This window comes from Pseudomonas sp. SORT22 (assembly GCF_018417635.1).
Classification (GTDB): domain Bacteria; phylum Pseudomonadota; class Gammaproteobacteria; order Pseudomonadales; family Pseudomonadaceae; genus Aquipseudomonas.
This window is the reverse complement of record NZ_CP071007.1, coordinates 349,046-371,322: the sequence shown is the minus strand read 5'-3', so window position 1 is coordinate 371,322 and position 22,277 is coordinate 349,046. Positions and strand designations below refer to the sequence as shown.

Genomic DNA, 22,277 nt, shown 5'->3' with positions numbered 1-22,277 from the left:
TTGACGTTAATGCAGCAAGGATTGCCCAACCATGTCGATGAGCCAACACGCCCCGAAATTCTTCGCCGGTGCCTTGATCGCCCTGCTCCTGGCCGCGGGTGGCCTGGGCTACTGGAAGTCCCTGCATGACCGCCTGCCCGAAGGCCTGAGCATGGGCAACGGCAGGCTCGAAGCCACCGAAGTGCAGATCGCCAGCAAGATCCCCGGGCGCCTGGCCGAGGTGCTGGTCGACGAAGGCGATACCGTCAAGCAGGGCCAGTTGCTCGCCCGCATCGACACCCGCACCCTCGAAGCCCAGCGCAACCAGGCCGAAGCCGAAGTGCTACGGGCCCGGGAAAACTACTCCGCCGCCCAGGCCACGGTGCAATTGCGCCAGAGCGAACAACTGCTGGCCAGCCAGGAGCTCAAGCGCGTCCGCGAGATCTTCCAGCGCAAATATGCCAGCCAGCAGCTGCTCGACCAGCAGCAGGCCCGCTACGACACCAGCAACTCCGCCGTGGTCGCCGCCCGCGCGCAACTGGCGGCAATCAAGGCCGCCATCGGCGCCGCTGAAGCCCAGGTGGCACAGCTGACCAGCGAAATCGACGACAGCAGCCTGCGCGCGCCAATCAACGGCGTGATCCAGCTGCGCCTGGCCGAGCCAGGTGAAGTGCTCGGTGCCGGCGGCCGCGTGCTGATGCTGATCGACCCCAGCGACCAGTACATGAACCTTTACCTGCCCGCCTCCACGACCGGCCGCCTGACCGTCGGCGACCAGGCGCGCATCGTTCTCGACGCCCTGCCCGACCGGGCCTTGCCGGCGAAGATCGCCTTCGTCGCGGCCAAGGCGCAGTTCACCCCCAAGCAGGTGGAAACCCGTGACGAGCGCCAGAAGCTGGTGTTCCGGGTCAAGCTGCGCCTGACCGAACCAAGCGCCGTGCCCCAGGCCAAACCCGGCATGCCGGGCGCAGGCTATGTGCGCACCGCTGATGTGGACTGGCCGGCCAACCTGCAATGAGCGCGCTGGCGCTGCACGCCGAGGGCATCAACCACCGCTACGGCGGGCTGAACGCCCTGCAGGACATTGCCTTCAGCCTGCCGGCCGGCACCCGCTGCGGCCTGATCGGCCCGGACGGCGCCGGCAAGTCGAGCCTGCTCGGGCTGATCGCCGGGGTGAAGAAGCTGCAAAGCGGCGAACTGCAGGTGCTTGGCGGCTCGATCCGCCAGCGCCGCCATCGCAACAGCCTCTACCCGCGTATCGCCTTCATGCCCCAGGGGTTGGGCGGCAACCTTTACCCCGAGCTGTCGATCAGCGAGAACATCCGCTTCTTCGCCACCCTGTTCGGCCTTGGCGCCACGGAGTGCGAGCAGCGCATGCACAACCTGCTGCTGGCCACCGACCTGCTGCGCTTTGCCGAACGCCCGGCGGGCAAGTTGTCGGGCGGCATGAAGCAGAAGCTCGGCCTGTGCTGTGCGCTGATCCACGAACCGGACCTGCTGATCCTCGACGAACCCACCACTGGCGTCGACCCGCTGTCGCGCCGGCGCTTCTGGGAGCTGGTCGAGCAGGTGCGCCAGGAACGCCCGCAACTGACCCTGCTGGTCGCCACGGCCTACATGGAAGAGGCCGAACAGTTCGAACACTGTCTGATGCTCGATCGTGGCCGGCTGATTGCCGCAGGCTTGAGCGAAGAGCTGGCCGCAGCCACCGCCAGCCACAAGCTCGATGACGCCTTTACCCACTTTCAGGGCGACAGCCAGCGCAGCCAGCAGCCCCTGGTGATCCCGCCGCGCGATAGCGGCGAGGCCGAGATCGCTATCGAAGCCCATGAACTGACCTTGCGCTTTGGTGACTTCACCGCCGTGAACAAGGTCAGTTTCGCCATCGGCCGTGGCGAGATCTTCGGTTTTCTCGGCTCCAACGGCTGCGGCAAGACCACCACCATGAAGGTGCTCACCGGGCTGATGCCGGCCAGCGAGGGCAGCGCCACCCTGCTCGGTCGCCCGGTGAACGCCAAGGACCTGGCCACGCGTAAGCGCGTTGGCTTCATGTCCCAAAGCTTCTCGCTGTATGGCGAACTCAGCGTGCGGCAGAACCTTGAACTGCATGCGCGGCTGTTCGACCTGCCCAAGGCCGACAGCGGCCCGCGCATCGCCGAGCTGATCGAGCGTTTCGATCTGGGCGCCATCGCCGACCAGCAGTCCGGCGCCCTGCCCCTGGGTTTGCGCCAGCGCCTGTCGCTGGCAGTGGCGGTACTGCACCGTCCGGAAGTGCTGATCCTCGACGAGCCCACCTCAGGTGTGGACCCGGCAGCGCGCGACGACTTCTGGCGCCTGCTGATCGAGCTGTCGCGCGATCAGGGGGTGACGATCTTCCTCTCTACTCATTTCATGAACGAGGCCCTGCGCTGCGACCGGATCTCCCTAATGCATGCCGGCAAGGTCCTGGCCTGCGACACCCCGGCGGCGCTGCAGCAGCAGTTCGGCGGTGAAACCCTGGAAGATGCCTTCGTCACCTGCCTGGAACAGGCCCAGGGCGCCAGCGAAGCGCCAACGGCCCCAACCCAGTTCGACAGCCCGGCCAATACAGCAACGCAACCCCTGCGCCATGGCTTCAGCCTCAAGCGCCTGGTCGCCGTCGCCACCCGCGAAGGCAAGGAACTGCTGCGCGACAAAGTGCGCCTGGCGTTCGCCCTGCTTGGCGCGCTGTTCATGATGGTGATCTTCGGCTACGGCATCTCCCTGGACGTGGAAAACCTCGCTTTCGCCGTTTATGACCAGGACCAGAGCCCGCAAAGCCGCGCTTATCTTGAAGCCTTCCGCGGCTCGCGCTACTTCGCCGAACAGACGCCGATTCGCGATGCCGCACAGTTACACAAACGCCTGCAGCGCTCGGAAATCAAGCTGGCCCTGGAGATTCCACCAGGTTTTGGTCGCGATCTGCACGCCGGTCGCCAGCCGGTGGTAGCAGCCTGGCTGGACGGCGGCATGCCATTTCGCGCCGAGACCAGCCGTAACTATGTCGAAGCCGTGCACCAGGGCAACCTCGAACAACTGGCGGCGCTGAGCAGCAAGGCCCGGGCCGGGCAAACTCCAGTGCGCCTGGAAACCCGCTTTCGCTACAACCAGGACGTGGTCAGCGTCAACGCCATCGGCCCCGGGGTCATGGCGCTGATCCTGGCGTTCATTCCGGCAATGCTCACCGCACTGGGCATCGTGCGCGAAAAAGAGCTGGGCTCGATCACCAACTTCTATGCCACGCCCCTGACCCGCCTGGAGTTCCTGCTCGGCAAACAGGCGCCCTACCTGGCGGTAAGCCTGGTCAACCTGGCGCTGCTGGTAGCAATGAACCACTGGCTGTTCGGCGTGCCGTTCAAGGGCAGCGCCCTGGCCCTGGCCTGCGGCGGCGTGCTCTACCTGCTGGCGACCACCAGCCTGGGCCTGCTGATCTCGGCGTTCACCCGCACGCAGATCGCCGCGATCCTCGGCACCATGATCATCACCAGCCTGCCGACCATTCAGTTCTCCGGGCTGATCGTGCCGCGTTCCTCGCTCGATGGCGCGGCGGCCTTGATGGGCCAGTTGTTCCCGGCCGGTTACTTTCTCGATATCGCCGTCGGCACCTTTACCAAAGCCCTGGACCTGCGCGAACTCTGGCCCCAGTGCCTGGCGCTGCTGGGCTTCTTTGTCGGTTTCACTGGCCTGAGTCTGGCCATGCTGAAGAAGCAGGAGGTCTGATGCATCGTCTGGCACATACCCTGCGCCTGGGGCTCAAGGAGCTGACCAGCCTGCGCCACGACAGCGTGCTGCTGTTGTTCCTGCTGTACGCCTTCAGCGTGGCGATCTACATGCCGGCCGCAGGCTCGGTGATCGGCGTGCACAACGCCAGCGTGGCGATCATCGACGAAGACCACAGCCTGGTCTCGCGCAAGCTCGCCGAGGCCCTGCAACCACCGGAATTCCAGCACGCCGTGCCGCTGCCCTACGACCAGCTCGACCAGGCCCTGGACAGCGGCCGCTACACCTTCGTGATCAACGTACCGGTGAACTTCCAGACCGACCTGCTGGCCGGGCGCTCGCCCGAGCTGCAAGTCAACGTCGACGCCACGGCCATGAGCCAGGCGTTCATGGGCGCCGGTTACATCGGCAGGATCGTCGAGCGCGAGCTGCTCGACTATGCCAAGCAGGGCTCGGCTACCGCCGGCAGCCCGGCGCTGCTCAGTGCCCGGGCGTTGTTCAACCCCAACCTTGAGGGCGGCTGGTTTCTGGCAGTGATCCAGATCGTCAACAACATCACCATCCTGGCCATCATCCTCACCGGCACGGCACTGCTGCGCGAGCGCGAGCACGGCACCCTCGACCACCTGCTGGTGCTGCCGCTGACCGCGCTGGAAATCATGCTGGCAAAGATCGCCAGCAACGCCCTGGTGGTGGTGCTGTGCACCTGGGTATCGCTTGAGGTGGTCGTCAAGGGCGCGCTGGGTGTACCGCTGGCGGGATCGCTGGGGTTGTTCCTGGCGGTGACGGCGCTGTACCTGTTCGCCAGCACCGCATTGGGGATCTTCCTCGCCACCCTGGCGCGCTCAACCCCGCAATTCGGCCTGCTGGCGATTCCGGTGATCATCCCGATGCTGTTGCTGTCGGGCGGCAGCACGCCGCTGGACAGCATGCCGCAATGGCTGCAGTGGGTCATGCAGGGCTCGCCCTCGACCCACTTCGTCAGCCTCAGCGCGGCAATCCTGTTCCGTGACGCCGGGCTGGCAGTGGTCTGGCCAGACATCGCGGCGCTCGCCGCCATTGGCCTGGCCTTCTTCGCCATTGCCCTGGCGCGTTTTCGCCGCAGCCTGACCTCGTGATTACTGGACGATCAGGTTGTTGAACAGCAGGTCGTCGACGGTCGGCTTGCCTTCTTCGGATTCGAGCACCTGCTGGACCTGCTTCAGAGCTTCCTGACGCAGTTTTTCCTTGGCCTCGACGTTACTCATGGCCTCCAGGTTCTGCTGGGTGAACAGCGCCACCAGCTGGTTGCGGATCAGCGGCTCATGATGCTTTACCGCTGCGGCGGCGGCATCGCTGTTGACCCGCAGGGCCACGTCGGCCTTGTACACGCGCAGCTTCGGCCCGCCATCAAGGGCGTAATTGCCCACAAAAGGCGGGCTCAGGGAAATGTAGGAGACCTTCGGTTCCCCTTCCTTGGCTTCCTCGGCCATGGCCGCCATCGGCAGCATCAGCGCCAGTACCATCAAGATCCACGCTTTCACGAATTCGCTCCTCATACAGTTGGCGCCAGCATACCCAGCGCACCGGTCAAACCCAAGCCCGGGCTTATGCCGGCCTATCAGGGCGGGCCATGCTCGTTGACCCGGCACCTCGCCCACCTACACTTATCGGCCACTACGCGCAAAGGAATAGTCCCGATGAAAGCAGTGTTGTGCAAAGCCCTTGGCCCGGCGCAAAACCTGGTCCTGGAAGAAGTCGCCAGCCCCGTGCCGAAAAAGAACGAGATCCTCCTCGACGTGCAGGCCGCCGGGGTCAACTTTCCCGACACCCTGATCATCGAAGGCAAGTACCAGTTCCAGCCGCCGCTGCCGTTCTCCCCTGGGGGCGAAGCCGCCGGCGTGGTCAGCGCCGTGGGTGAAAAAGCCGGCAACCTGAAGATCGGCGACCGGGTCATGGCCCTGACCGGCTGGGGCAGCTTTGCCGAACAAGTGGCGGTGCCGGCCTACAACGTATTGCCGATCCCGGCGCAGATGGACTTCACCACGGCGGCGGCCTTCGGCATGACCTACGGCACCTCGATGCATGCGCTCAGCCAGCGCGGCCAGCTCAAGGCCGGGGAAACCCTGCTGGTGCTGGGCGCCTCGGGCGGGGTTGGCCTGGCGGCGGTGGAAATCGGCAAGGCCATGGGCGCGCGGGTGATTGCCGCCGCCAGCAGCGCCGAGAAACTTGCCGTAGCCAAGGCGGCAGGCGCCGACGAGCTGATCAACTACAGCGAAACCAGCCTCAAGGACGAAATCAAGCGCCTGACCGGCGGCAACGGCGCCGATGTGATCTACGACCCGGTTGGCGGCGATCTGTTTGACCAGGCGGTGCGCGGCATTGCCTGGAATGGCCGGCTGCTGGTGGTCGGTTTTGCCAGCGGGCGCATCCCCGAGCTGCCAGTGAACCTGGCGCTACTCAAAGGTGCAGCGGTGCTCGGGGTGTTCTGGGGCGCCTTTGCCCAGCGCCAGCCGGCCGACAATGCGGCGAACTTCCAGCAGCTGTTTGCCTGGTTCGCCGAAGGCAAGCTCAAGCCGCTGGTATCGCAGACCTTCCCGCTGGCTGAAGCAGGTGCAGCCATCGAGATGCTGGGCCAGCGCAAGGCGGTGGGCAAGCTGGTGGTGACCATGGCCTGAACAGCTGAGCCCGCTCCTACCTGGAATGGCAGCGCCGAAAACGCGCCTCCAGGTTGCGATCGGGCATGGCATGGCTGCGCAAGGCATTGAGGGTCTGCTCGACATAATCGCGGGTGCTGCCGTAACGGCCCTTGGCATTGGCAAATATCTGGCTGAGCAAGGTGTCCGGCAGGTTGCCGGCATAGCATGGCAAATGCCGCTCCAACACAAACCCCAGGGCCTGGACCTTGCTGCCGTCCTCAAGCCGGCAATTGAGCCAGTGCGGGCGGTACGCAGGGTAAGGCATTTCTCGTTGCCACAAGGCCAGCAACGAATCTTCCAGGCAGTCGTCCGGCAGGCGGTAGGCAAAACCGCTGCATGAACCACCACGATCAAGACCGAATACCAGCCCGGGGCATTCCGGCGTGCCGCGGTGCTCGTGGGACCACAAATACAGCCCGCGATGATAGCCGTGCACCCGTGCCCGTCGCCGTTCGGCGGCATTGCACTCCGGGCGCCAGATCAATGAGCCGTAGGCAAACAACCATACCGGGCCACCCTGGTGCCGGGACATGGTGTGTTGAACTGAATGCACAAGTTGCTCGCGAGTTAACTGTTCGCCGAAATCAAGCAACGGCGGATAGGCCACATTCAAAGATACCGTTTCGATCGCCGACATAGCTGCCGCCACACTTCCCCATGAATTACCAACGCATTGCACTATAAAGCAACGCACTGTGCACAGAGTTACCGTACGGCAGATAAGCGCCGCAATACAAGCCCCCAGACGCCATGAGACGGCGATAAAGGCCGCACCGGTGCGATAACAGGTGCACTGTTTCAAGTGTAGCGAAAGTTATTTTCGTTGCCGGCAATAATTAGTGGCTTATCACCGCTGGCGGCACCGGCAGTTATTTAAACCGGCACGCTGTTGCAGCGTGCCTTATTCCGTCAATCAATTGCGCGGGGCATAAGCGAATACATCGGCGCGCATTTGATGCGCATCCATGCCGGCGTCGACCAGTGCGTCGAGGGTGGCGTAGATCATGTTTGGCGAACCGCTGGCGTACACATGCACGCCGGCCAGGTCACTGATGTCTTCGCATACCGCCTCGTGCAACAGGCCGCAGCGCCCTTCCCAGCCGCACAGGTCGCTGACCACCTTGTGCAGGAACAGGTTGGGCAGACTCTCCCACTCGGCCCAGTGCTCGATCTGGTAGAAGTCGTCCGGCAGGCGCACGCCCCAGTACAGGTGCACCGGGTGCTTGAAGCCGCTGGCCCGGCAATGTTCGATCAGGCTGTGCATCTGCGCCATGCCGGTGCCGGCCGCGATCAGCACCAGCGGGCCGTCCGGCAATTCGGCCAGGTGGGTGTCACCAAAGGGCATCTGCAGCCGCGCCATGCCGTTGCGCCGCAACTGAGCGATCAGCTCCAGGGCACTGTTCTCGCGGGCCAGTACATGCAGCTCGAGGTCGCGGCCACTGTGCGGCGCCGAGGCCAGCGAGAAGGCAGCCTTGTCGCCGCTGTCTCGCTCGATCATCAGGTACTGGCCAGCATGGTAGCGCGGTGGCTTGCCGGCAGGCGCCCGCAGGCGCACGCGCCAGACGTCGCCGCCGACTTCGACACACTCGCTGAGCTGACAGGCCAGGGTCCGTACCGGCAGCTCGCCCAGGGCCAGCACGCCATCCCACAACAAGACGCAATCCTCCAGTGGCTCGGCGATGCAGGTGAACAGCTCGCCGTGATCACGCTCGACGCCATCCTGACGCACCCGGCCCTCGACCAGCAGCGCGGCGCAGACATGGCAGTTGCCATTGCGACAGCTTTGCGGGCAGTCGTAGCCCAGGCGTCGCGCCGCATCCAGAATCCTTTCTCCGGGCTTGAGCGCCAACACGGCCCCGGACGGCTGCAAGGTTACCTGCATTTAGTCTATTCCCAACTGGTTCCACAGCTCATCGATCCGCCGGGTGACGGCTTCGTCCTTGACGATGACCCGTCCCCACTCGCGGGTGGTTTCACCCGGCCACTTGTGCGTCGCATCCAGGCCCATCTTCGACCCCAAACCGGACACCGGCGAAGCGAAGTCCAGGTAGTCAATCGGGGTGTTGTCGATCATTACCGTGTCGCGCTTGGGGTCCATGCGCGTGGTAATCGCCCAGATCACGTCGTTCCAGTCACGCGCGTTGATATCGTCGTCCGTGACGATAACGAACTTGGTGTACATGAACTGTCGCAAAAACGACCAGACACCCAGCATCACGCGCTTGGCGTGTCCTGGGTACTGCTTTTTCATGGTCACCACCGCCATGCGGTACGAGCAGCCTTCCGGCGGCAGGTAGAAGTCGGTGATCTCCGGGAACTGCTTTTGCAGGATCGGCACGAATACTTCGTTCAGCGCCACGCCGAGAATCGCCGGCTCATCCGGCGGACGGCCGGTGTAGGTGCTGTGATAGATCGGCTTGCTGCGGTGTGTGATGCGCTCGACAGTGAACACCGGGAAGCTGTCGACTTCGTTGTAGTAGCCGGTGTGGTCGCCGTACGGGCCTTCCGGGGCCATTTCACCCGGATGGATCACGCCTTCGAGAATGATTTCGGCGGTGGCCGGCACCTGCAGGTCGTTGCCACGGCACTTGACCAGCTCGGTACGGTTGCCGCGCAACAGGCCGGCGAAGGCGTACTCGGAGAGGGTATCGGGCACCGGCGTCACGGCACCAAGGATGGTCGCCGGGTCGGCGCCCAGGGCCACCGCCACCGGGAACGGCTGACCCGGGTGCTTCTCGCACCATTCGCGATAGTCCAGGGCGCCGCCGCGATGGCTCAACCAGCGCATGATGACCTTGTTGCGGCCAATCACCTGTTGACGGTAGATGCCGAGGTTCTGGCGGTCCTTGTTCGGCCCGCGGGTCACTGTCAGGCCCCAGGTGATCAGCGGCGCAACGTCGCCCGGCCAGCAGTGCTGCACCGGCAGCAGGCCGAGGTCGACATCATCACCTTCGATGACCACTTCGTGGCATGCCGCGTCCTTGACCACCTTCGGCGCCATGGACACGACCTTCTTGAAGATCGGCAGCTTCGACCAGGCGTCCTTGAGGCCTTTCGGCGGCTCGGGCTCCTTGAGAAAGGCCAGCAGCTTGCCGATTTCACGCAGCTCGCTGACCGACTCGGCGCCCATGCCCATGGCCACCCGCTCCGGGGTACCGAACAGGTTGCCCAGCACCGGGATGTCGAAGCCGGTAGGTTTTTCGAACAGCAGGGCCGGGCCTTTGGCGCGCAGGGTGCGGTCGCAGACTTCGGTCATTTCCAGGACTGGAGAGATCGGCACCTGGATGCGCTTGAGTTCGCCGCGCTGTTCCAGGCCACGGATAAAGTCGCGCAAATCGCGATACTGCATGCAAAAGCCTCGTATTGGCTGCCGTAGCGGTCGGGCTGCAGAGTGTAGCGCCGAACTCGGCTGCTCAGAATAGCCAAAGTACAGATAGCAAAAAGCCGGGTCGCCCCGGCTCTTGCCCAGCGCAACAGTTTACTTGCGCTTCATCGACAAGAAGAACTCGTCGTTGGTCTTGGTCTGCTTGAGTTTGTCGATCAGGAACTCGATGGCAGCCACTTCATCCATCGGGTGCAGCAGCTTGCGCAGAATCCACATGCGCTGCAGCTCGTCGTCGGCGGTCAGCAGCTCTTCGCGACGGGTACCCGAACGGTTGATGTTGATGGCCGGGAAGACGCGCTTCTCGGCGATCTTGCGGTCCAGGGGCAGTTCCATGTTGCCGGTACCCTTGAACTCTTCGTAGATCACTTCGTCCATCTTCGAGCCGGTTTCAACCAGCGCGGTGGCGATGATGGTCAGCGAGCCGCCCTCTTCGATGTTACGCGCGGCGCCGAAGAAACGCTTCGGCTTCTCCAGGGCGTGGGCATCGACACCACCGGTGAGGACCTTGCCGGAGCTCGGGATCACGGTGTTGTAGGCACGGGCCAGACGGGTGATGGAGTCGAGCAGGATGACCACGTCTTTCTTGTGTTCAACCAGGCGCTTGGCCTTCTCGATAACCATTTCGGCAACCTGCACGTGGCGGGTTGGCGGCTCGTCGAAGGTCGAGGCAACCACTTCGCCGCGCACGGTGCGCTGCATTTCGGTTACTTCTTCCGGGCGCTCGTCGATCAGCAGGACGATCAGGTGGCACTCGGGGTTGTTACGGGTGATGTTGGCCGCGATGTTCTGCAGCATGATGGTCTTGCCCGCTTTTGGCGGAGCGACGATCAGGCCGCGCTGGCCTTTGCCGATCGGGGCGCAAAGGTCGATAACCCGGCCGGTGAGGTCTTCGGTGGAGCCGTTGCCGGCTTCCATCTTCAGGCGCTCGTTAGGGAACAGCGGCGTCAGGTTTTCGAACAGGATCTTGTTCTTCGCGTTTTCCGGCCGGTCGAAGTTGATGGTGTCGACTTTCAGCAGGGCGAAGTAACGCTCGCCTTCTTTTGGCGGGCGGATCTTGCCGACGATGGTGTCGCCGGTACGCAAGTTGAAGCGACGGATCTGGCTTGGCGACACGTAGATGTCGTCCGGGCCGGCCAGGTACGAGGCATCGGCCGAGCGCAGGAAGCCGAAGCCGTCCTGGAGAATCTCCAGCACGCCGTCACCGGAGATTTCCTCGCCGCTTTTCGCATGCTTTTTCAACAGGGAGAAAATCACATCTTGCTTGCGCGAACGGGCCATATTTTCTATGCCCATCTGTTCGGCCATTTCGAGCAGATCGGTAATCGGCTTTTGCTTGAGTTCAGTCAGGTTCATAAGGGGAGTGACGTAATCATGTAAGAAGGGGGAATTAAGCTTCTGGCTTAATGAAGCCGCGCCGCAAAGAAGGCGACAGGATCGCGTACTGATTCGAATTAGGGATGCGTCGGCGACGGCGTGCAGAGGGCACCGAAGAAACAGTGCGAGGCCGAATGTAACACCTGCTTTTTCTGGCGTCTAGTCACCAGATAAAGAAAAGCCCCGACGAATGCGGGGCTAATTTCACTCAGATATTGGCGTCCAGGAAGGCTGCCAGCTGAGATTTCGACAGCGCGCCGACCTTGGTGGCCTCGACGTTGCCGTTCTTGAACAGCATCAGCGTCGGGATGCCACGCACGCCGTGCTTGGCCGGGGTTTCCTGGTTGTCGTCGATGTTCAGCTTGGCGACGATCAGTTTGCCCTGGTAGGTAGCGGCGATGTCGTCCAGAACCGGAGCGATCATTTTGCAAGGGCCGCACCATTCAGCCCAGTAGTCGACCAGCACCGGGCCTTCAGCCTTCAGGACTTCGGCTTCGAAGGTGGCGTCGGTGACGTGTTTGATAAGATCGCTGCTCATGGAAGTCTCCAAGGTCGTAAGCAAAAAAACGTGGCCCATCATAGCTGCACCGGCTGCCTACAGGAAGCCAGGAACGATTGAGTGTAACTATAGTTGTGCATGACCGCGCATATCGCTGCTGTCACGGGAAAGTCATAATTCCCGCACAACCTGCCCCATATCAAGCCTTGATACGCTGCGCGTTGGCGCCAGCGCCGGATCGTGGCAGGATTGCCGGGTTATCGACCGAGAACCCATGACCATGCCGCAAACCACAGCCAAGAATCTGTCCTTGATCGCTGCCATAGACCTGGGCTCCAACAGTTTCCACATGGTGGTCGCCAAGGCCCACCATAGCGAGATCCGCATCCTTGAGCGGCTCGGCGAAAAAGTTCAGCTGGCCGCCGGCATCAATGAAGAGCGCCAGCTCAGCGAAGAGTCCATGCAACGCGGCCTGGACTGCCTCAAGCGGTTTGCCCAACTGATCAACGGCATGCCCGATGGCGCCGTGCGCATCGTTGGCACCAACGCCCTGCGCGAAGCCCGCAACCGCGGCGAATTCATCCGCCGCGCCGAAGCCATCCTCGGCCACCCGGTGGAAGTCATCTCCGGTCGTGAAGAAGCGCGCCTGATCTACCTCGGCGTGTCCCACACGCTGGCCGACACGCCAGGCAAGCGCCTGGTCGCTGATATCGGCGGCGGCAGTACCGAATTCATCATTGGCCAGCGCTTTGAACCGCTGCTGCGCGAAAGCCTGCAGATGGGCTGCGTCAGCTATACCCAGCGTTATTTCCGCGACGGCAAGATCACCCCGGCGCGTTATGCCCAGGCCTACACCGCCGCACGCCTGGAGCTGATGAGCATCGAGAACGCCCTGCATCGCCTGACCTGGGACGAAGCCATCGGCTCCTCGGGGACCATCCGCGCCATCGGCCTGGCGCTCAAATCCGGCGGCATGGGCAGCGGCGAGGTCAATGCCGAGGGCCTGGCCTGGCTCAAGCGCAAGCTGTTCAAGCTGGGAGAAACCGACAAGATCGATTTTGACGGGGTCAAACCCGACCGCCGGGCGATCTTCCCGGCGGGCCTGGCGATTCTCGAAGCGATTTTCGACGCCCTTGAGCTACAGCGCATGGACCACTGCGACGGCGCCCTGCGTGAAGGCGTGCTCTACGACCTGCTCGGCCGCCACCACCACGAAGACGTGCGCGAGCGCACCCTGACCTCGCTGATGGAGCGTTATCACGTTGACCAGGGCCAGGCGGCACGGGTCGAGCGCAAGGCGCTGCACGCCTTCGACCAGGTGGCCAAAGCCTGGGACCTGGAAGACGGCATCTGGCGTGAACTGCTGGGCTGGGCAGCCAAGGTGCATGAAGTGGGCCTGGACATCGCCCACTACCATTACCACAAGCACGGCGCCTACCTGATCGAGCACTCCGACCTGGCCGGCTTTTCCCGGGAAGACCAGCTGATGCTGGCGCTATTGGTGCGCGGCCATCGCCGCAACATTCCCAAGGATAAGTTCGCCGAATTCGGCGAGGACGCCGCCAAGCTGATTCGCCTGTGCGTACTGTTGCGCTTCGCGATCCTGTTCCATCACATCCGCGGCACCCAGCAGATGCCCACGGTCACCCTGCACGCCAAGGGCGACAGCCTGGACGTCGAGTTCCCGGCCGGCTGGCTGGAAGAAAACCAGCTGACCCAGGCCGACTTCGGCCTGGAGGCAGAATGGCTGGCCCGGGTCGGCTTCGTCCTCAGCGTACGATAAGCACCGGGTTGCTCAGGCGCTCGAGCAGAGCGGCCTGGGCACTGCGCGGGTTCTGGTTGCCGGTTGGCGTGCTGCGTACGTAACGGCCATCCGGTTGCAGGATCCAGGCGTGGGTGTTGTCGGTCAGATACCCTTCGAGTTCCTTTTTCACCCGCAGGATCAGTTTCTTGCCCTCGACCGGGAAGCAGGTCTCGACGCGCTTGTCGAGGTTGCGCTCCATCCAGTCGGCGCTGGAGAGGAACATCTGCTCTTCGCCGCCATTGAGGAAGTAGAACACCCGCGTGTGCTCGAGGAAGCGGCCGATGATCGAGCGCACCTGAATGTTGTGCGACACCCCGGCAATACCCGGACGCAGGCAGCACATGCCGCGCACCACCAGGTCGATACGCACCCCTGACTGGCTGGCCTTGTACAGCGCGCGGATGATCTTCGGATCGGTCAGCGAGTTGAACTTGGCGATGATGTGCGCAGGCTTGCCGTCGAGGGCGAACTGGGTTTCGCGCGCGATCATGTCGAGCATGCCCTTTTTCAGGGTGAACGGCGCGTGCAGCAGCTTCTTCATGCGCAGGGTCTTGCCCATGCCGATCAGCTGGCTGAACAGCTTGCCGACGTCTTCGCACAGGGCGTCGTCGGAAGTCAGCAGGCTGTAGTCGGTGTACAGGCGGGCGTTGCCGGCGTGGTAGTTACCGGTGCCCAGGTGCGCATAGCGGACGATCTCGCCGGCTTCGCGGCGCAGGATCAGCATCATCTTGGCGTGGGTCTTGAAGCCCACCACACCGTAGATCACCACCGCACCGGCGGCCTGCAGGCGGCTGGCCATCTGCAGGTTGGACTCTTCGTCGAAACGCGCACGCAGCTCGATCACCGCAGTGACTTCCTTGCCGTTACGCGCGGCGTCGACCAGCGCGTCGACGATCTCCGAATTGGCACCGCTGCGGTACAGGGTCTGGCGCACAGCCAGTACATGCGGGTCCTTGGCGGCCTGGCGCAGCAGGTCGACTACCGGGGTGAACGACTCGAAGGGGTGCATCAGCAGGATGTCCTGCTTGCTGACCACGCTGAAAATGTTCTCGCTGTTCTGCAACAGCTTGGGGATTGCCGGGGTAAACGGCGTGTATTGCAGCTCCGGATGGCTGTCCAGGCTGGTGATGCTGAACAGCCGGGTCAGGTTGACCGGGCCGTTGACCTGGTACAGCTCGCTCTCGCTCAGGCTGAACTGTTTGAGCAGGTAGTCGGAGAGGTGTTTAGGGCAAGTGTCGGCCACTTCCAGGCGCACCGCATCGCCGTAACGACGCGAGAACAGCTCGCCGCGCAGGGCCCGGGCCAGGTCTTCGACATCTTCGGAGTCCAGCGCCAGGTCAGCGTTGCGGGTCAGGCGGAACTGGTAGCAGCCCTTGACCTTCATGCCCTGAAACAGGTCATCGGCGTGAGCGTGGATCATCGACGACAGGAACACATAGTTGTCGCCAGGCCCACCGACCTCTTCCGGCACCTTGATCACCCGCGGCAGCAAACGCGGCGCCGGGATGATCGCCAGGCCCGAATCGCGGCCGAAGGCGTCGATGCCTTCAAGCTCGACGATGAAGTTCAGGCTCTTGTTCACCAGCAACGGGAACGGGTGAGTCGGATCGAGGCCGATCGGGGTAATGATCGGCGCGATTTCGTCGCGGAAGAAGCGCCGCACCCAGGTCTTGAGCTTGGTGTTCCAGTGGCGGCGGCGAATGAAGCGGATCTGGTGCTTTTCCAGCTCCGGCAGCAGCACGTCGTTGAGGATCGCGTACTGGCGATCGACCTCGCCGTGCACCAGCTCGCTGATCCGCGCCAGCGCCTGGTGCGGCTGCAAGCCGTCGGCGCCGGCCTGTTCACGGGCAAAGGTGATCTGCTTCTTCAGGCCCGCCACACGAATTTCGAAGAACTCATCCAGGTTGCTGGAGAAGATCAGCAAGAACTTCAGCCGCTCCAGCAGCGGATAGGACTCATCCAGCGCCTGCTCAAGCACGCGGATGTTGAACTGCAGCTGGGACAATTCGCGGTGAATGTACAGGCTGCTGTCGTCCAGACCGGGAATGACGATGGCAGGCGCAGCCACTGGCGCCGGCGCCGGGGCTTCGACCACCGGCTCGGCAACCGCAGGCGGCTCCGGCGGGGTCTCGACCAGTTGCTCGGGCACGGGCTGGGCGTCTTTGACTGCAACGTCGGTAAGTACTTCGTTATTCATCTAGCGTTCCTGAAGGGCGTTACTGCCCTCTCATCAATTGAGCAGCGCGAACAGCGAAATAGGTGAGGATGCCATCGGCGCCCGCCCGTTTGAAAGCGGTGAGGGATTCAAGGATAACCCCTTCACTGAGCCAGCCGTTCTGAATCGCCGCCATGTGCATGGCGTACTCGCCGCTGACCTGGTAAACGAAGGTCGGTACTTTGAATTCGTCTTTGACCCGGTGAAGGATATCCAGGTACGGCATGCCCGGTTTGACCATGACCATATCGGCGCCTTCCGACAGGTCGGCGGCCACTTCGTGCAGGGCCTCGTTACTGTTGGCCGGGTCCATCTGGTAGGAGGCCTTGTTGGCCTTGCCCAGGTTCAGCGCCGAGCCGACCGCATCGCGGAACGGACCGTAGTAGGCACTGGCATACTTGGCCGAGTAGGCCATGATGCGGACGTTGACGTGACCGGCCAGCTCCAGCGCTTCACGGATGGACTGGATGCGCCCGTCCATCATGTCCGATGGCGCGACCACCTGGGCACCGGCATCGGCGTGGGACAGCGCCTGGCGCACCAGGGCGTCGACGGTGATGTCGTTCTGAACGTAGCCTTCTTCGTCGAGGATACCGTCCTGGCCGTGGGTGGTGAACGGGTCCAGGGCAACGTCGGTGATCACCCCAAGTTCCGGGAAGCGCTCACGCAGGGCGCGGGTGGCGCGCTGGGCGATGCCGTCGGGGTTCCAGGCTTCAGCGCCGTCGAGGGATTTTTTCTCTACCGGGGTGACCGGGAACAGCGCCAGGGCTGGAATCCCGAGGTTTACCCACTCTTGCGCAGCTTCCAGCAACAGGTCGATGGACAGACGCTCGACGCCCGGCATCGAAGCGACTTCTTCGCGGCGGTTTTCGCCATCGAGGACAAACACCGGGAGGATCAGGTCATCGACAGTCAGAACATTTTCGCGAACCAGACGACGGCTGAAGTCGTCACGACGGTTGCGACGCAGACGGGTGGCAGGAAACAAACGGTTAGCGGGGGTAAAGCTCACGGCAGACTCCTGAGCCCGCGCAGGCGGGCGAGCGCGACAGTTATAAGCGGCCATTATGACGCCTGTATGACAGGCAAGGGCAACCCTGCGACTTGAGGACGCAGTCATTGTCCTTGTAGGAAATGTTCACGTCGAGACACATTTGGACACTTTCCCCAAAGGCCACGAAGGGTTAGGCTGCGCGTTCATTTCGCCAGCACCCAGAAAATGCTCCAACAATTCCTGCAGGATTTCGGCTACTTTGCCCTTTTTCTCGGCACGTTTTTCGAAGGTGAGACCATCCTGGTTCTCGCAGGCTTCCTTGCGTTCCGCGGATACATGGATATCAACCTGGTGGTCGTGGTGGCCTTCTTCGGCAGCTATGCCGGCGACCAGCTGTGGTACTTCATGGGGCGCCGTCACGGGCGCAAGTTGCTGGCACGCAAACCGCGCTGGCAGATGATGGGCGACCGTGCGCTGGAGCACATTCGCCGCCATCCGGACATCTGGGTCCTGAGTTTTCGCTTCGTCTACGGTTTGCGCACGGTGATGCCGGTGGCCATCGGTTTGTCCGGCTACCCGCCGCGCCGCTACCTGCTGCTCAACGGCATTGGTGCGGCCATCTGGGCCCTGGCCCTGGGCGCCGCCGCCTATCACTTCGGCGCCATTCTCGAAGGCCTGCTGGGCAACGTGAAGAAATACGAGCTATGGGTGCTCGGCGGCCTGCTGGTGCTCGGTGGCTGCCTGTGGCTGCGCCGGCGCTTCAAGGCCGCGCGCATTGCGCGCAAGGAAGCGGCTGCCATAGAGGCCGAAAAGGCTGAGCAGGCTGTAGCCAAGCAGCAGGACCCAAGCCAGGGCAGTGACCGGCCCTGAGCCCGTCATCCCGGCCAGGACCATGGCCGGGACATTCAGCCCCAGGCGTAGCAGTTCCAGCCTGAAGGCCCAGGGGCGGTTCTCCAGGGCCGTGCCAAGCACGAACAAGCCAAATGCCATCAAGCCGCAGCCCAGCACCAGGGCAGCCACCGACAACTGCTCGGCGTGCTCCATCAAGTAACTGCCCAAGCCCACGTACACCGCGAACTGCAGCGCCACATACAGCTGTTGCGGCCAGGCCAGCGGCACCTCGAATTTCTGGAAGCGGCTCAGGTCCTGCTTGGCTTGCGGATACCTCCTGACCACGTCATCCGGGCGCCAGCCGGTAGGCATGAACCAGATTCGCAGCTTGTCCCACCAGTGCTCGGCATGCCGCGCATCGCTCCACAACTGGGCATAGAACTGCAGGTTGGCCCACAGCGGGTTCCAGCTGGCCAGCGGCGTGGTCACGCCGAAAATCACCGGCTGATTGTCGTCCTCTTCCTGGAACGTGCCGAACAGACGATCCCAGACAATGAACACTCCGCCGTAGTTGCGATCCAAGTACAGAGGGTTCTGCGCATGGTGGACGCGATGATTGGACGGGGTAATGAACAGCCATTCCAGCCAGCCCAGCTTGGGGATGTGCCGGGTGTGCACCCAGAACTGGTACAGCAGGTTCAGCGCCGCGACGGTGATGAACACCAGCGGCGGCACCCCCAACACGGCCAGCGGCAGGTAGAAGATCCACGACAGCAAGAAGCCGCTGCTGGTCTGGCGCAGGGCCGTCGACAGGTTGTAGTCCTCGCTCTGGTGATGCACCGAATGGGCGGCCCAGAGGATGTTGCGCTCGTGGCCCATACGGTGCAGCCAGTAATAGCAAAAGTCATAGACGACGAACGCCAGTACCCACACCCACAAGGCTTCGCCCGGCAGTTTGAACAGCGCCAGGTGTTCCCAGGCCAGCGCATAGGTCACCAGGCCGACGCCCTTGGTCAGCAGGCCGGTAGTGGTCGACAGCACGCCGGTGCTGAGGCTGTTGATGGCATCTGCCAGGCGATAGGTCCGCATGCCGCGCAATCGATCGGCGAGCAACTCGGCAACGATCAGAACAATGAAAAACGGTACCGCCAAGAGGATCAGGTCCATGGGTCTTTTCATCTCCAGCCTATCCAGCAAGATTAGGCCGGGAATGGCATAAACCCTATGGCGACATCTGCCAAACTAGAGGACATTTAGCGCCTCGAATCGGGAGTAGTGAGCATGACCCAGAAAAAAGTTGCGGTGATTCTTTCCGGCTGTGGCGTGTATGACGGCGCCGAAATTCACGAAAGCGTGATCACCCTGCTGCGCCTGGACCAGCGCGGTGCGCAGGTGCAGTGCTTTGCGCCGAACATTGCGCAGATGCACGTGATCGACCACCTGACCGGCGAAGAAATGCCCGAGACCCGCAACGTGCTGGTGGAATCGGCGCGCATCGCTCGCGGCGAGGTCAAGGACCTGCGCGAAGCCGACGCCAAGGACTTCGACGCGCTGATCGTGCCGGGCGGCTTTGGCGCGGCGAAAAACCTTTCGAACTTTGCCGTTGAAGGCGCGGGCTGCAGCGTGCACCCGGACGTCCTGGCCCTGGCTGAAGCCTTTGCCGAAGCCGGCAAGCCGGTCGGCCTGATCTGCATCTCGCCGGCCCTTGCGGCGAAAATCTACGGCCCCGGCGTGGTCTGCACCATTGGCAGCGATGCCGGCACCAGCGCGGCCATCGTCAAGATGGGCGGCACTCATGAGGAATGCGATGTCCATGACATCGTCGAAGACACCCAGCGCAAGCTGGTCAGCACCCCGGCCTACATGCTGGCGAAAAGCATCAGCGAAGCCGCCGGCGGCATCTACAAACTGGTCGACCGGGTGCTGGAACTGACCCACGAGAATGACTGAACCCCCCTGTAGGAGCGGGCTTGCCCCGCGATCGCGTGCGAAGCGGTCGTCGTCCAGGCACCACATGATGCGCTGAGATCACCGACCTCATCGCGGGGCAAGCCCGCTCCTACTCAGCCGCGTAAGAATGCGGTCCAGGGCGTTGGCAAACGCCTGCTTCTCGCGATCGCCATACGGCGCCTGGCCGCCGCCGACCTGCCCCTGCTCGCGCAGGTCGGTGAACAGGTTGCGCACCGCCAGCCGCTCACCCATGTTGCGCTCGTCGAACTCCTTACCGCGCGGGTCGAGGCAGGCAACGCCTTTCTTGACCAGGCGATCGGCCAGCGGCACGTCGCTGCAGATCACCAGTTCGCCGGGCACCGCGTGCTCGACCAGGTAATCGTCGGCGGCATCCGGCCCGCTGGGCACGACGATCAGCTTGACGCAGGCAAAAGCCGGCTTGATCTGGCTCTGGCCGGCCACCAGCACCACTTCCAGCTGACGCTTGAGGGCGAACTTGACCAGTTGATCCTTGGCCGCCTTGGGGCAGGCGTCGGCATCGATCCACACACGCATGGCACAGATTTCCAACAAAACGGGCGAACAGTATCCCTGCTCGCCCGTTTGCCTTCAAATCAGCCCGCTGGCTGGCGGCGCTTCTCGGCCAGGCGGCTGCGCCCGTAAAGGATGGCAATGGCCAACAAGGCCACCAGCTGCGCGGCCAGTGAATAGGCGTCGGCGTGAATGCCCAGCCAGTCGAAATCGAAGAACGCCACCGGCCGGGTACCGAACACCCCGGCCTCTTGCAGCGCCTTGACCCCATGCCCGGCAAACACCACCGACAAGGCGCACAGCAGCGCCGCGTTGATGCTGAAGAACAACGCCAGCGGCAGTTTGGCCGAGCCGCGCAGGATCACCCAGGCCAGGCCCACCAGCAGCACCAGTGCCGTGGCACCACCGGCCAGTACCGCGTTGTGCCCGGCAGGGCCGGCCTGCAGCCAGAGGGTTTCGTAGAACAGGATCACCTCGAACAGCTCACGGTACACCGAGAAAAACGCCAGCACGGCAAAACCAAAGCGCCCGCCACCACTGACCAGGCTGCTCTTGATGTAATCCTGCCAGGCCGCCGCGTGCCGGCGATCGTGCATCCACACACCCAGCCACAGCACCATGACGCTGGCAAACAGCGCCGTGCAGCCTTCGAGCAGTTCACGCTGGGCGCCACTGACGTCGATTACATAGGCCGCCAGCGCCCAGGTACCCAGCCCGGCCAGCAAGGCCAGGCCCCAGCCGACGTTGACACTGCGTACCGCCGATTGCTGACCGGTATTGCGCAGGAAGGCGAGGATCGCCGCCAGCACCAGAATCGCTTCCAGGCCTTCGCGCAGCAGGATCAGCAAGCCGGAGATGTAGCTCAGCGACCAGCTCAGGCCATCGCCACCGAGCAGGCCGGCGGCGTCCTTGAGCTTGGCCTTGGCGGCATCCAGGCGTTGCTGCACCTGCTCAAGCGGCAAGCCGTCCTGCAGCGACTGACGGTAGGCCATCAGGGATTTTTCGGTGTCCTTGCGTACGTTGGCATCGACGTTGTCGAGCGAGCTTTCGACCAGTTCGAAACCTTCCAGGTAGGCCGCTACCGACAGGTCGTAGGCCTGCTCGTGATCACCGGTCTGATAGGCCGCCAGGCTCTTGTCCAGGGTGCTGGCGGTGTAGTCCAGCAGTTGCGCCGGGCCGCGCTGGACCTGCGGCGGTTGCGCACGCTGGGCGCGGAACCGGGCGAGCGCCTCTGGCCCTTCGCTGGCTTCAATTTCGGCCGGGGTCTGACGAGCCAGGTCGGCCAGGTTGTAGGTTTTATCGCCTTTGGCCTTGGCCGGGTCGACAGTGAAGCTGGCGAGATAGGTCGCCAGGTCCCAGCGTTGGCGCTCGTCGAGCTGGTCGGCGAACGACGGCATGTCGGTGCCTTCGATGCCCAGGCCGAGGGTGTTGTACAGGTCGAACAGGCTCAGGCGATCCAGCCGTTCGAGGCTGCGCAGGTTAGCCGGCGGCGGGGTCAGGCCGAGGCCGGCGGGGCCGTCGCCGGCGCCAGTGTCGCCATGACACACCGAGCAATGCTGGGCATACAGCGGCGCGCCGCGACTCGGGTCCGGGGTAATGATCGGCGCCTGGCTGACCTCATAGGCCACCGCCAGTTGCGCGCCAAGCTGACGGGCCTGGCGGGCGACCACCGCGCCGTCCTGGCGCTGGCTGACCGCCGTACGCAAGTTGACCACGCCCTGCTCCAGGGCCTGGCGCTCAGCGCGTGCCGGCAAGGCGCCGATCAATCCCTGCAACACATCGAGGAATTCGAGCTGTTCGCGGTATTCGCCGTCGTCGATTACCTTGCCCGCCTCGACGGTGGCCGGGTAATCGGCACCGATGTAATCGAGCAGGTGCAGGGCCTTGGCAGCGCCATCGGGGCTGTCGGCCAGCAGCGTGGCACTGCTCAGCGCCAGCACCGGCCAGAGCAGCCAGGCGAGTAAGCGGGAACGGGGAATCATGAGCGACTCTCAAATGGAAATACGAGGTAAAGCATTGTTCACTTCCACTGCCGTTCGCTCAAGGCTTGCCAGATGAATCCTTGAAAAATTTTGTGACAAATACCCTGCGACACCTCCCGATTAAAGAACGACCGTTCGTCGGCCGATAGCTGAATGCTGGCACGACGGTAAATTCCTAAAGCACAACGCCATTATTTAGCCAGCAAATGCGTTTATAATGCCGCGCCGCTATATAGCGGATCAGAATTTTGGCTCTTCTTTTAAGAGGATTTGGCGATATTGCCAAAGGGATGACAGCCTTCTCGCCCCCAGGCTTT

At 63.2% G+C, this 22,277-nt stretch carries 17 protein-coding genes and 1 pseudogene; 7 read left to right on the top strand and 11 right to left on the bottom strand.

All coding sequences use genetic code 11. The annotated features are described in order from the left end of the window. Positions 1 to 37: 37 nt before the first annotated feature. Genes JYG36_RS01740 through JYG36_RS01730 form a run of 3 tightly spaced genes read left to right on the top strand, consistent with a single transcriptional unit; the run spans position 38 to position 4,835 of the window. Positions 38 to 997 carry an HlyD family secretion protein gene (locus JYG36_RS01740; protein ID WP_195885934.1) on the top strand — a complete coding sequence of 320 codons (960 nt, stop codon included), beginning with the start codon at positions 38 to 40 and terminating at the stop codon, positions 995 to 997. Next, positions 994 to 3,717 carry a ribosome-associated ATPase/putative transporter RbbA gene (rbbA, locus tag JYG36_RS01735; protein ID WP_213602913.1) on the top strand — a complete coding sequence of 908 codons (2,724 nt, stop codon included), beginning with the start codon at positions 994 to 996 and terminating at the stop codon, positions 3,715 to 3,717. The genes JYG36_RS01740 and rbbA overlap by 4 nt, the downstream gene beginning before the upstream one ends. Further along, positions 3,717 to 4,835 (top strand): ABC transporter permease, encoded by a 1,119-nt coding sequence (locus JYG36_RS01730; protein WP_213602912.1) that lies wholly within the window; start codon positions 3,717 to 3,719, stop codon positions 4,833 to 4,835. Before rbbA ends, JYG36_RS01730 begins: the two co-directional genes overlap by 1 nt. Here the strand turns inward: JYG36_RS01730 and JYG36_RS01725 are convergent, their stop codons facing one another. Further along, positions 4,836 to 5,240, bottom strand: a complete 405-nt coding sequence (locus JYG36_RS01725) for a flagellar basal body-associated protein FliL (protein WP_045201057.1) — start codon at positions 5,238 to 5,240, stop codon at positions 4,836 to 4,838. It lies immediately after the preceding gene. A 156-nt stretch (positions 5,241 to 5,396) separates the two neighbouring features. Between JYG36_RS01725 and JYG36_RS01720 the strand changes: the two genes are divergently transcribed. Continuing rightward, positions 5,397 to 6,374, top strand: coding sequence for an NADPH:quinone oxidoreductase family protein (locus JYG36_RS01720; RefSeq protein ID WP_045201054.1), 978 nt, complete (start codon positions 5,397 to 5,399; stop codon positions 6,372 to 6,374). A gap of 16 nt (positions 6,375 to 6,390) precedes the next feature. On the opposite strand, the gene JYG36_RS01715 is transcribed toward JYG36_RS01720, so the two are convergent. From JYG36_RS01715 to trxA, 5 genes are all read right to left on the bottom strand, one after another. Then, positions 6,391 to 7,032: a gamma-glutamylcyclotransferase gene (locus JYG36_RS01715; RefSeq protein ID WP_045201052.1), complete on the bottom strand. Its 642-nt coding sequence runs from the start codon at positions 7,030 to 7,032 to the stop codon at positions 6,391 to 6,393. Between the two features lie 276 nt (positions 7,033 to 7,308). Then, positions 7,309 to 8,277 (bottom strand): CDP-6-deoxy-delta-3,4-glucoseen reductase, encoded by a 969-nt coding sequence (locus JYG36_RS01710; protein ID WP_045201050.1) that lies wholly within the window; start codon positions 8,275 to 8,277, stop codon positions 7,309 to 7,311. After that, a complete protein-coding gene (gene ubiD, locus JYG36_RS01705; protein ID WP_045201047.1) occupies positions 8,278 to 9,744 on the bottom strand; it encodes a 4-hydroxy-3-polyprenylbenzoate decarboxylase in 1,467 nt (488 codons plus the stop codon). It abuts the gene before it with no gap. Positions 9,745 to 9,873: 129 nt separating this feature from the next. Then, positions 9,874 to 11,133, bottom strand: coding sequence for a transcription termination factor Rho (gene rho / locus JYG36_RS01700; protein ID WP_028942380.1), 1,260 nt, complete (start codon positions 11,131 to 11,133; stop codon positions 9,874 to 9,876). Positions 11,134 to 11,362: 229 nt separating this feature from the next. Continuing rightward, complete coding sequence (gene trxA, locus JYG36_RS01695; RefSeq protein WP_010221158.1) at positions 11,363 to 11,692, bottom strand: thioredoxin TrxA; 330 nt, start codon at positions 11,690 to 11,692, stop codon at positions 11,363 to 11,365. A gap of 241 nt (positions 11,693 to 11,933) precedes the next feature. On the opposite strand from trxA, the gene ppx reads away from it, so the two are divergent. Then, a complete protein-coding gene (gene ppx, locus JYG36_RS01690) occupies positions 11,934 to 13,436 on the top strand; it encodes an exopolyphosphatase (RefSeq protein WP_045201201.1) in 1,503 nt (500 codons plus the stop codon). Here the strand turns inward: ppx and ppk1 are convergent. Next, positions 13,423 to 15,654 (bottom strand): polyphosphate kinase 1, encoded by a 2,232-nt coding sequence (gene ppk1, locus JYG36_RS01685; RefSeq protein ID WP_093378207.1) that lies wholly within the window; start codon positions 15,652 to 15,654, stop codon positions 13,423 to 13,425. The genes ppx and ppk1 overlap by 14 nt on opposite strands. A 19-nt stretch (positions 15,655 to 15,673) precedes the next feature. Then, on the bottom strand, positions 15,674 to 16,684 hold the full coding sequence (gene hemB, locus JYG36_RS01680) for a porphobilinogen synthase (protein ID WP_213602911.1): 1,011 nt from the start codon (positions 16,682 to 16,684) through the stop codon (positions 15,674 to 15,676). Between the two features lie 207 nt (positions 16,685 to 16,891). Here hemB and JYG36_RS01675 point away from each other — a divergent pair, with 207 nt between their 5' ends. Beyond that, positions 16,892 to 17,536 (top strand): DedA family protein, encoded by a 645-nt coding sequence (locus JYG36_RS01675; protein ID WP_176794205.1) that lies wholly within the window; start codon positions 16,892 to 16,894, stop codon positions 17,534 to 17,536. 549 nt (positions 17,537 to 18,085) lie between these two features. Here the strand turns inward: JYG36_RS01675 and JYG36_RS26565 are convergent. Further along, positions 18,086 to 18,376, bottom strand: a pseudogene (locus JYG36_RS26565) (sterol desaturase family protein); the annotation flags it as partial. 402 nt (positions 18,377 to 18,778) lie between these two features. Here JYG36_RS26565 and elbB point away from each other — a divergent pair. Next, a complete protein-coding gene (elbB, locus tag JYG36_RS01665; protein WP_045201032.1) occupies positions 18,779 to 19,447 on the top strand; it encodes an isoprenoid biosynthesis glyoxalase ElbB in 669 nt (222 codons plus the stop codon). A gap of 87 nt (positions 19,448 to 19,534) precedes the next feature. Here elbB and JYG36_RS01660 read toward each other — a convergent pair whose 3' ends face one another. Together JYG36_RS01660 and JYG36_RS01655 are read right to left on the bottom strand one after the other, a co-directional pair. After that, positions 19,535 to 20,002 carry a YaiI/YqxD family protein gene (locus JYG36_RS01660; protein WP_093378193.1) on the bottom strand — a complete coding sequence of 156 codons (468 nt, stop codon included), beginning with the start codon at positions 20,000 to 20,002 and terminating at the stop codon, positions 19,535 to 19,537. 59 nt (positions 20,003 to 20,061) lie between these two features. Beyond that, positions 20,062 to 21,960: a cytochrome c/FTR1 family iron permease gene (locus JYG36_RS01655; protein ID WP_213602910.1), complete on the bottom strand. Its 1,899-nt coding sequence runs from the start codon at positions 21,958 to 21,960 to the stop codon at positions 20,062 to 20,064. Positions 21,961 to 22,277: the final 317 nt, after the last annotated feature.

Excerpts from the sequence above, each read along its gene's own strand:
- JYG36_RS01740 (WP_195885934.1), top strand. The coding sequence starts at position 38 with ATGAGCCAACACGCCCCGAAATTCTTCGCCGGTGCCTTGATCGCCCTG.
- rbbA (WP_213602913.1), top strand. The coding sequence starts at position 994 with ATGAGCGCGCTGGCGCTGCACGCCGAGGGCATCAACCACCGCTACGGC.
- JYG36_RS01730 (WP_213602912.1), top strand. The coding sequence starts at position 3,717 with ATGCATCGTCTGGCACATACCCTGCGCCTGGGGCTCAAGGAGCTGACC.
- JYG36_RS01720 (WP_045201054.1), top strand. The coding sequence starts at position 5,397 with ATGAAAGCAGTGTTGTGCAAAGCCCTTGGCCCGGCGCAAAACCTGGTC.
- JYG36_RS01715 (WP_045201052.1), bottom strand. The coding sequence starts at position 7,032 with ATGTCGGCGATCGAAACGGTATCTTTGAATGTGGCCTATCCGCCGTTG.
- JYG36_RS01710 (WP_045201050.1), bottom strand. The coding sequence starts at position 8,277 with ATGCAGGTAACCTTGCAGCCGTCCGGGGCCGTGTTGGCGCTCAAGCCC.
- ubiD (WP_045201047.1), bottom strand. The coding sequence starts at position 9,744 with ATGCAGTATCGCGATTTGCGCGACTTTATCCGTGGCCTGGAACAGCGC.
- rho (WP_028942380.1), bottom strand. The coding sequence starts at position 11,133 with ATGAACCTGACTGAACTCAAGCAAAAGCCGATTACCGATCTGCTCGAA.
- trxA (WP_010221158.1), bottom strand. The coding sequence starts at position 11,692 with ATGAGCAGCGATCTTATCAAACACGTCACCGACGCCACCTTCGAAGCC.
- ppx (WP_045201201.1), top strand. The coding sequence starts at position 11,934 with ATGCCGCAAACCACAGCCAAGAATCTGTCCTTGATCGCTGCCATAGAC.
- ppk1 (WP_093378207.1), bottom strand. The coding sequence starts at position 15,654 with ATGAATAACGAAGTACTTACCGACGTTGCAGTCAAAGACGCCCAGCCC.
- JYG36_RS01675 (WP_176794205.1), top strand. The coding sequence starts at position 16,892 with ATGCTCCAACAATTCCTGCAGGATTTCGGCTACTTTGCCCTTTTTCTC.
- elbB (WP_045201032.1), top strand. The coding sequence starts at position 18,779 with ATGACCCAGAAAAAAGTTGCGGTGATTCTTTCCGGCTGTGGCGTGTAT.
- JYG36_RS01660 (WP_093378193.1), bottom strand. The coding sequence starts at position 20,002 with ATGCGTGTGTGGATCGATGCCGACGCCTGCCCCAAGGCGGCCAAGGAT.
- JYG36_RS01655 (WP_213602910.1), bottom strand. The coding sequence starts at position 21,960 with ATGATTCCCCGTTCCCGCTTACTCGCCTGGCTGCTCTGGCCGGTGCTG.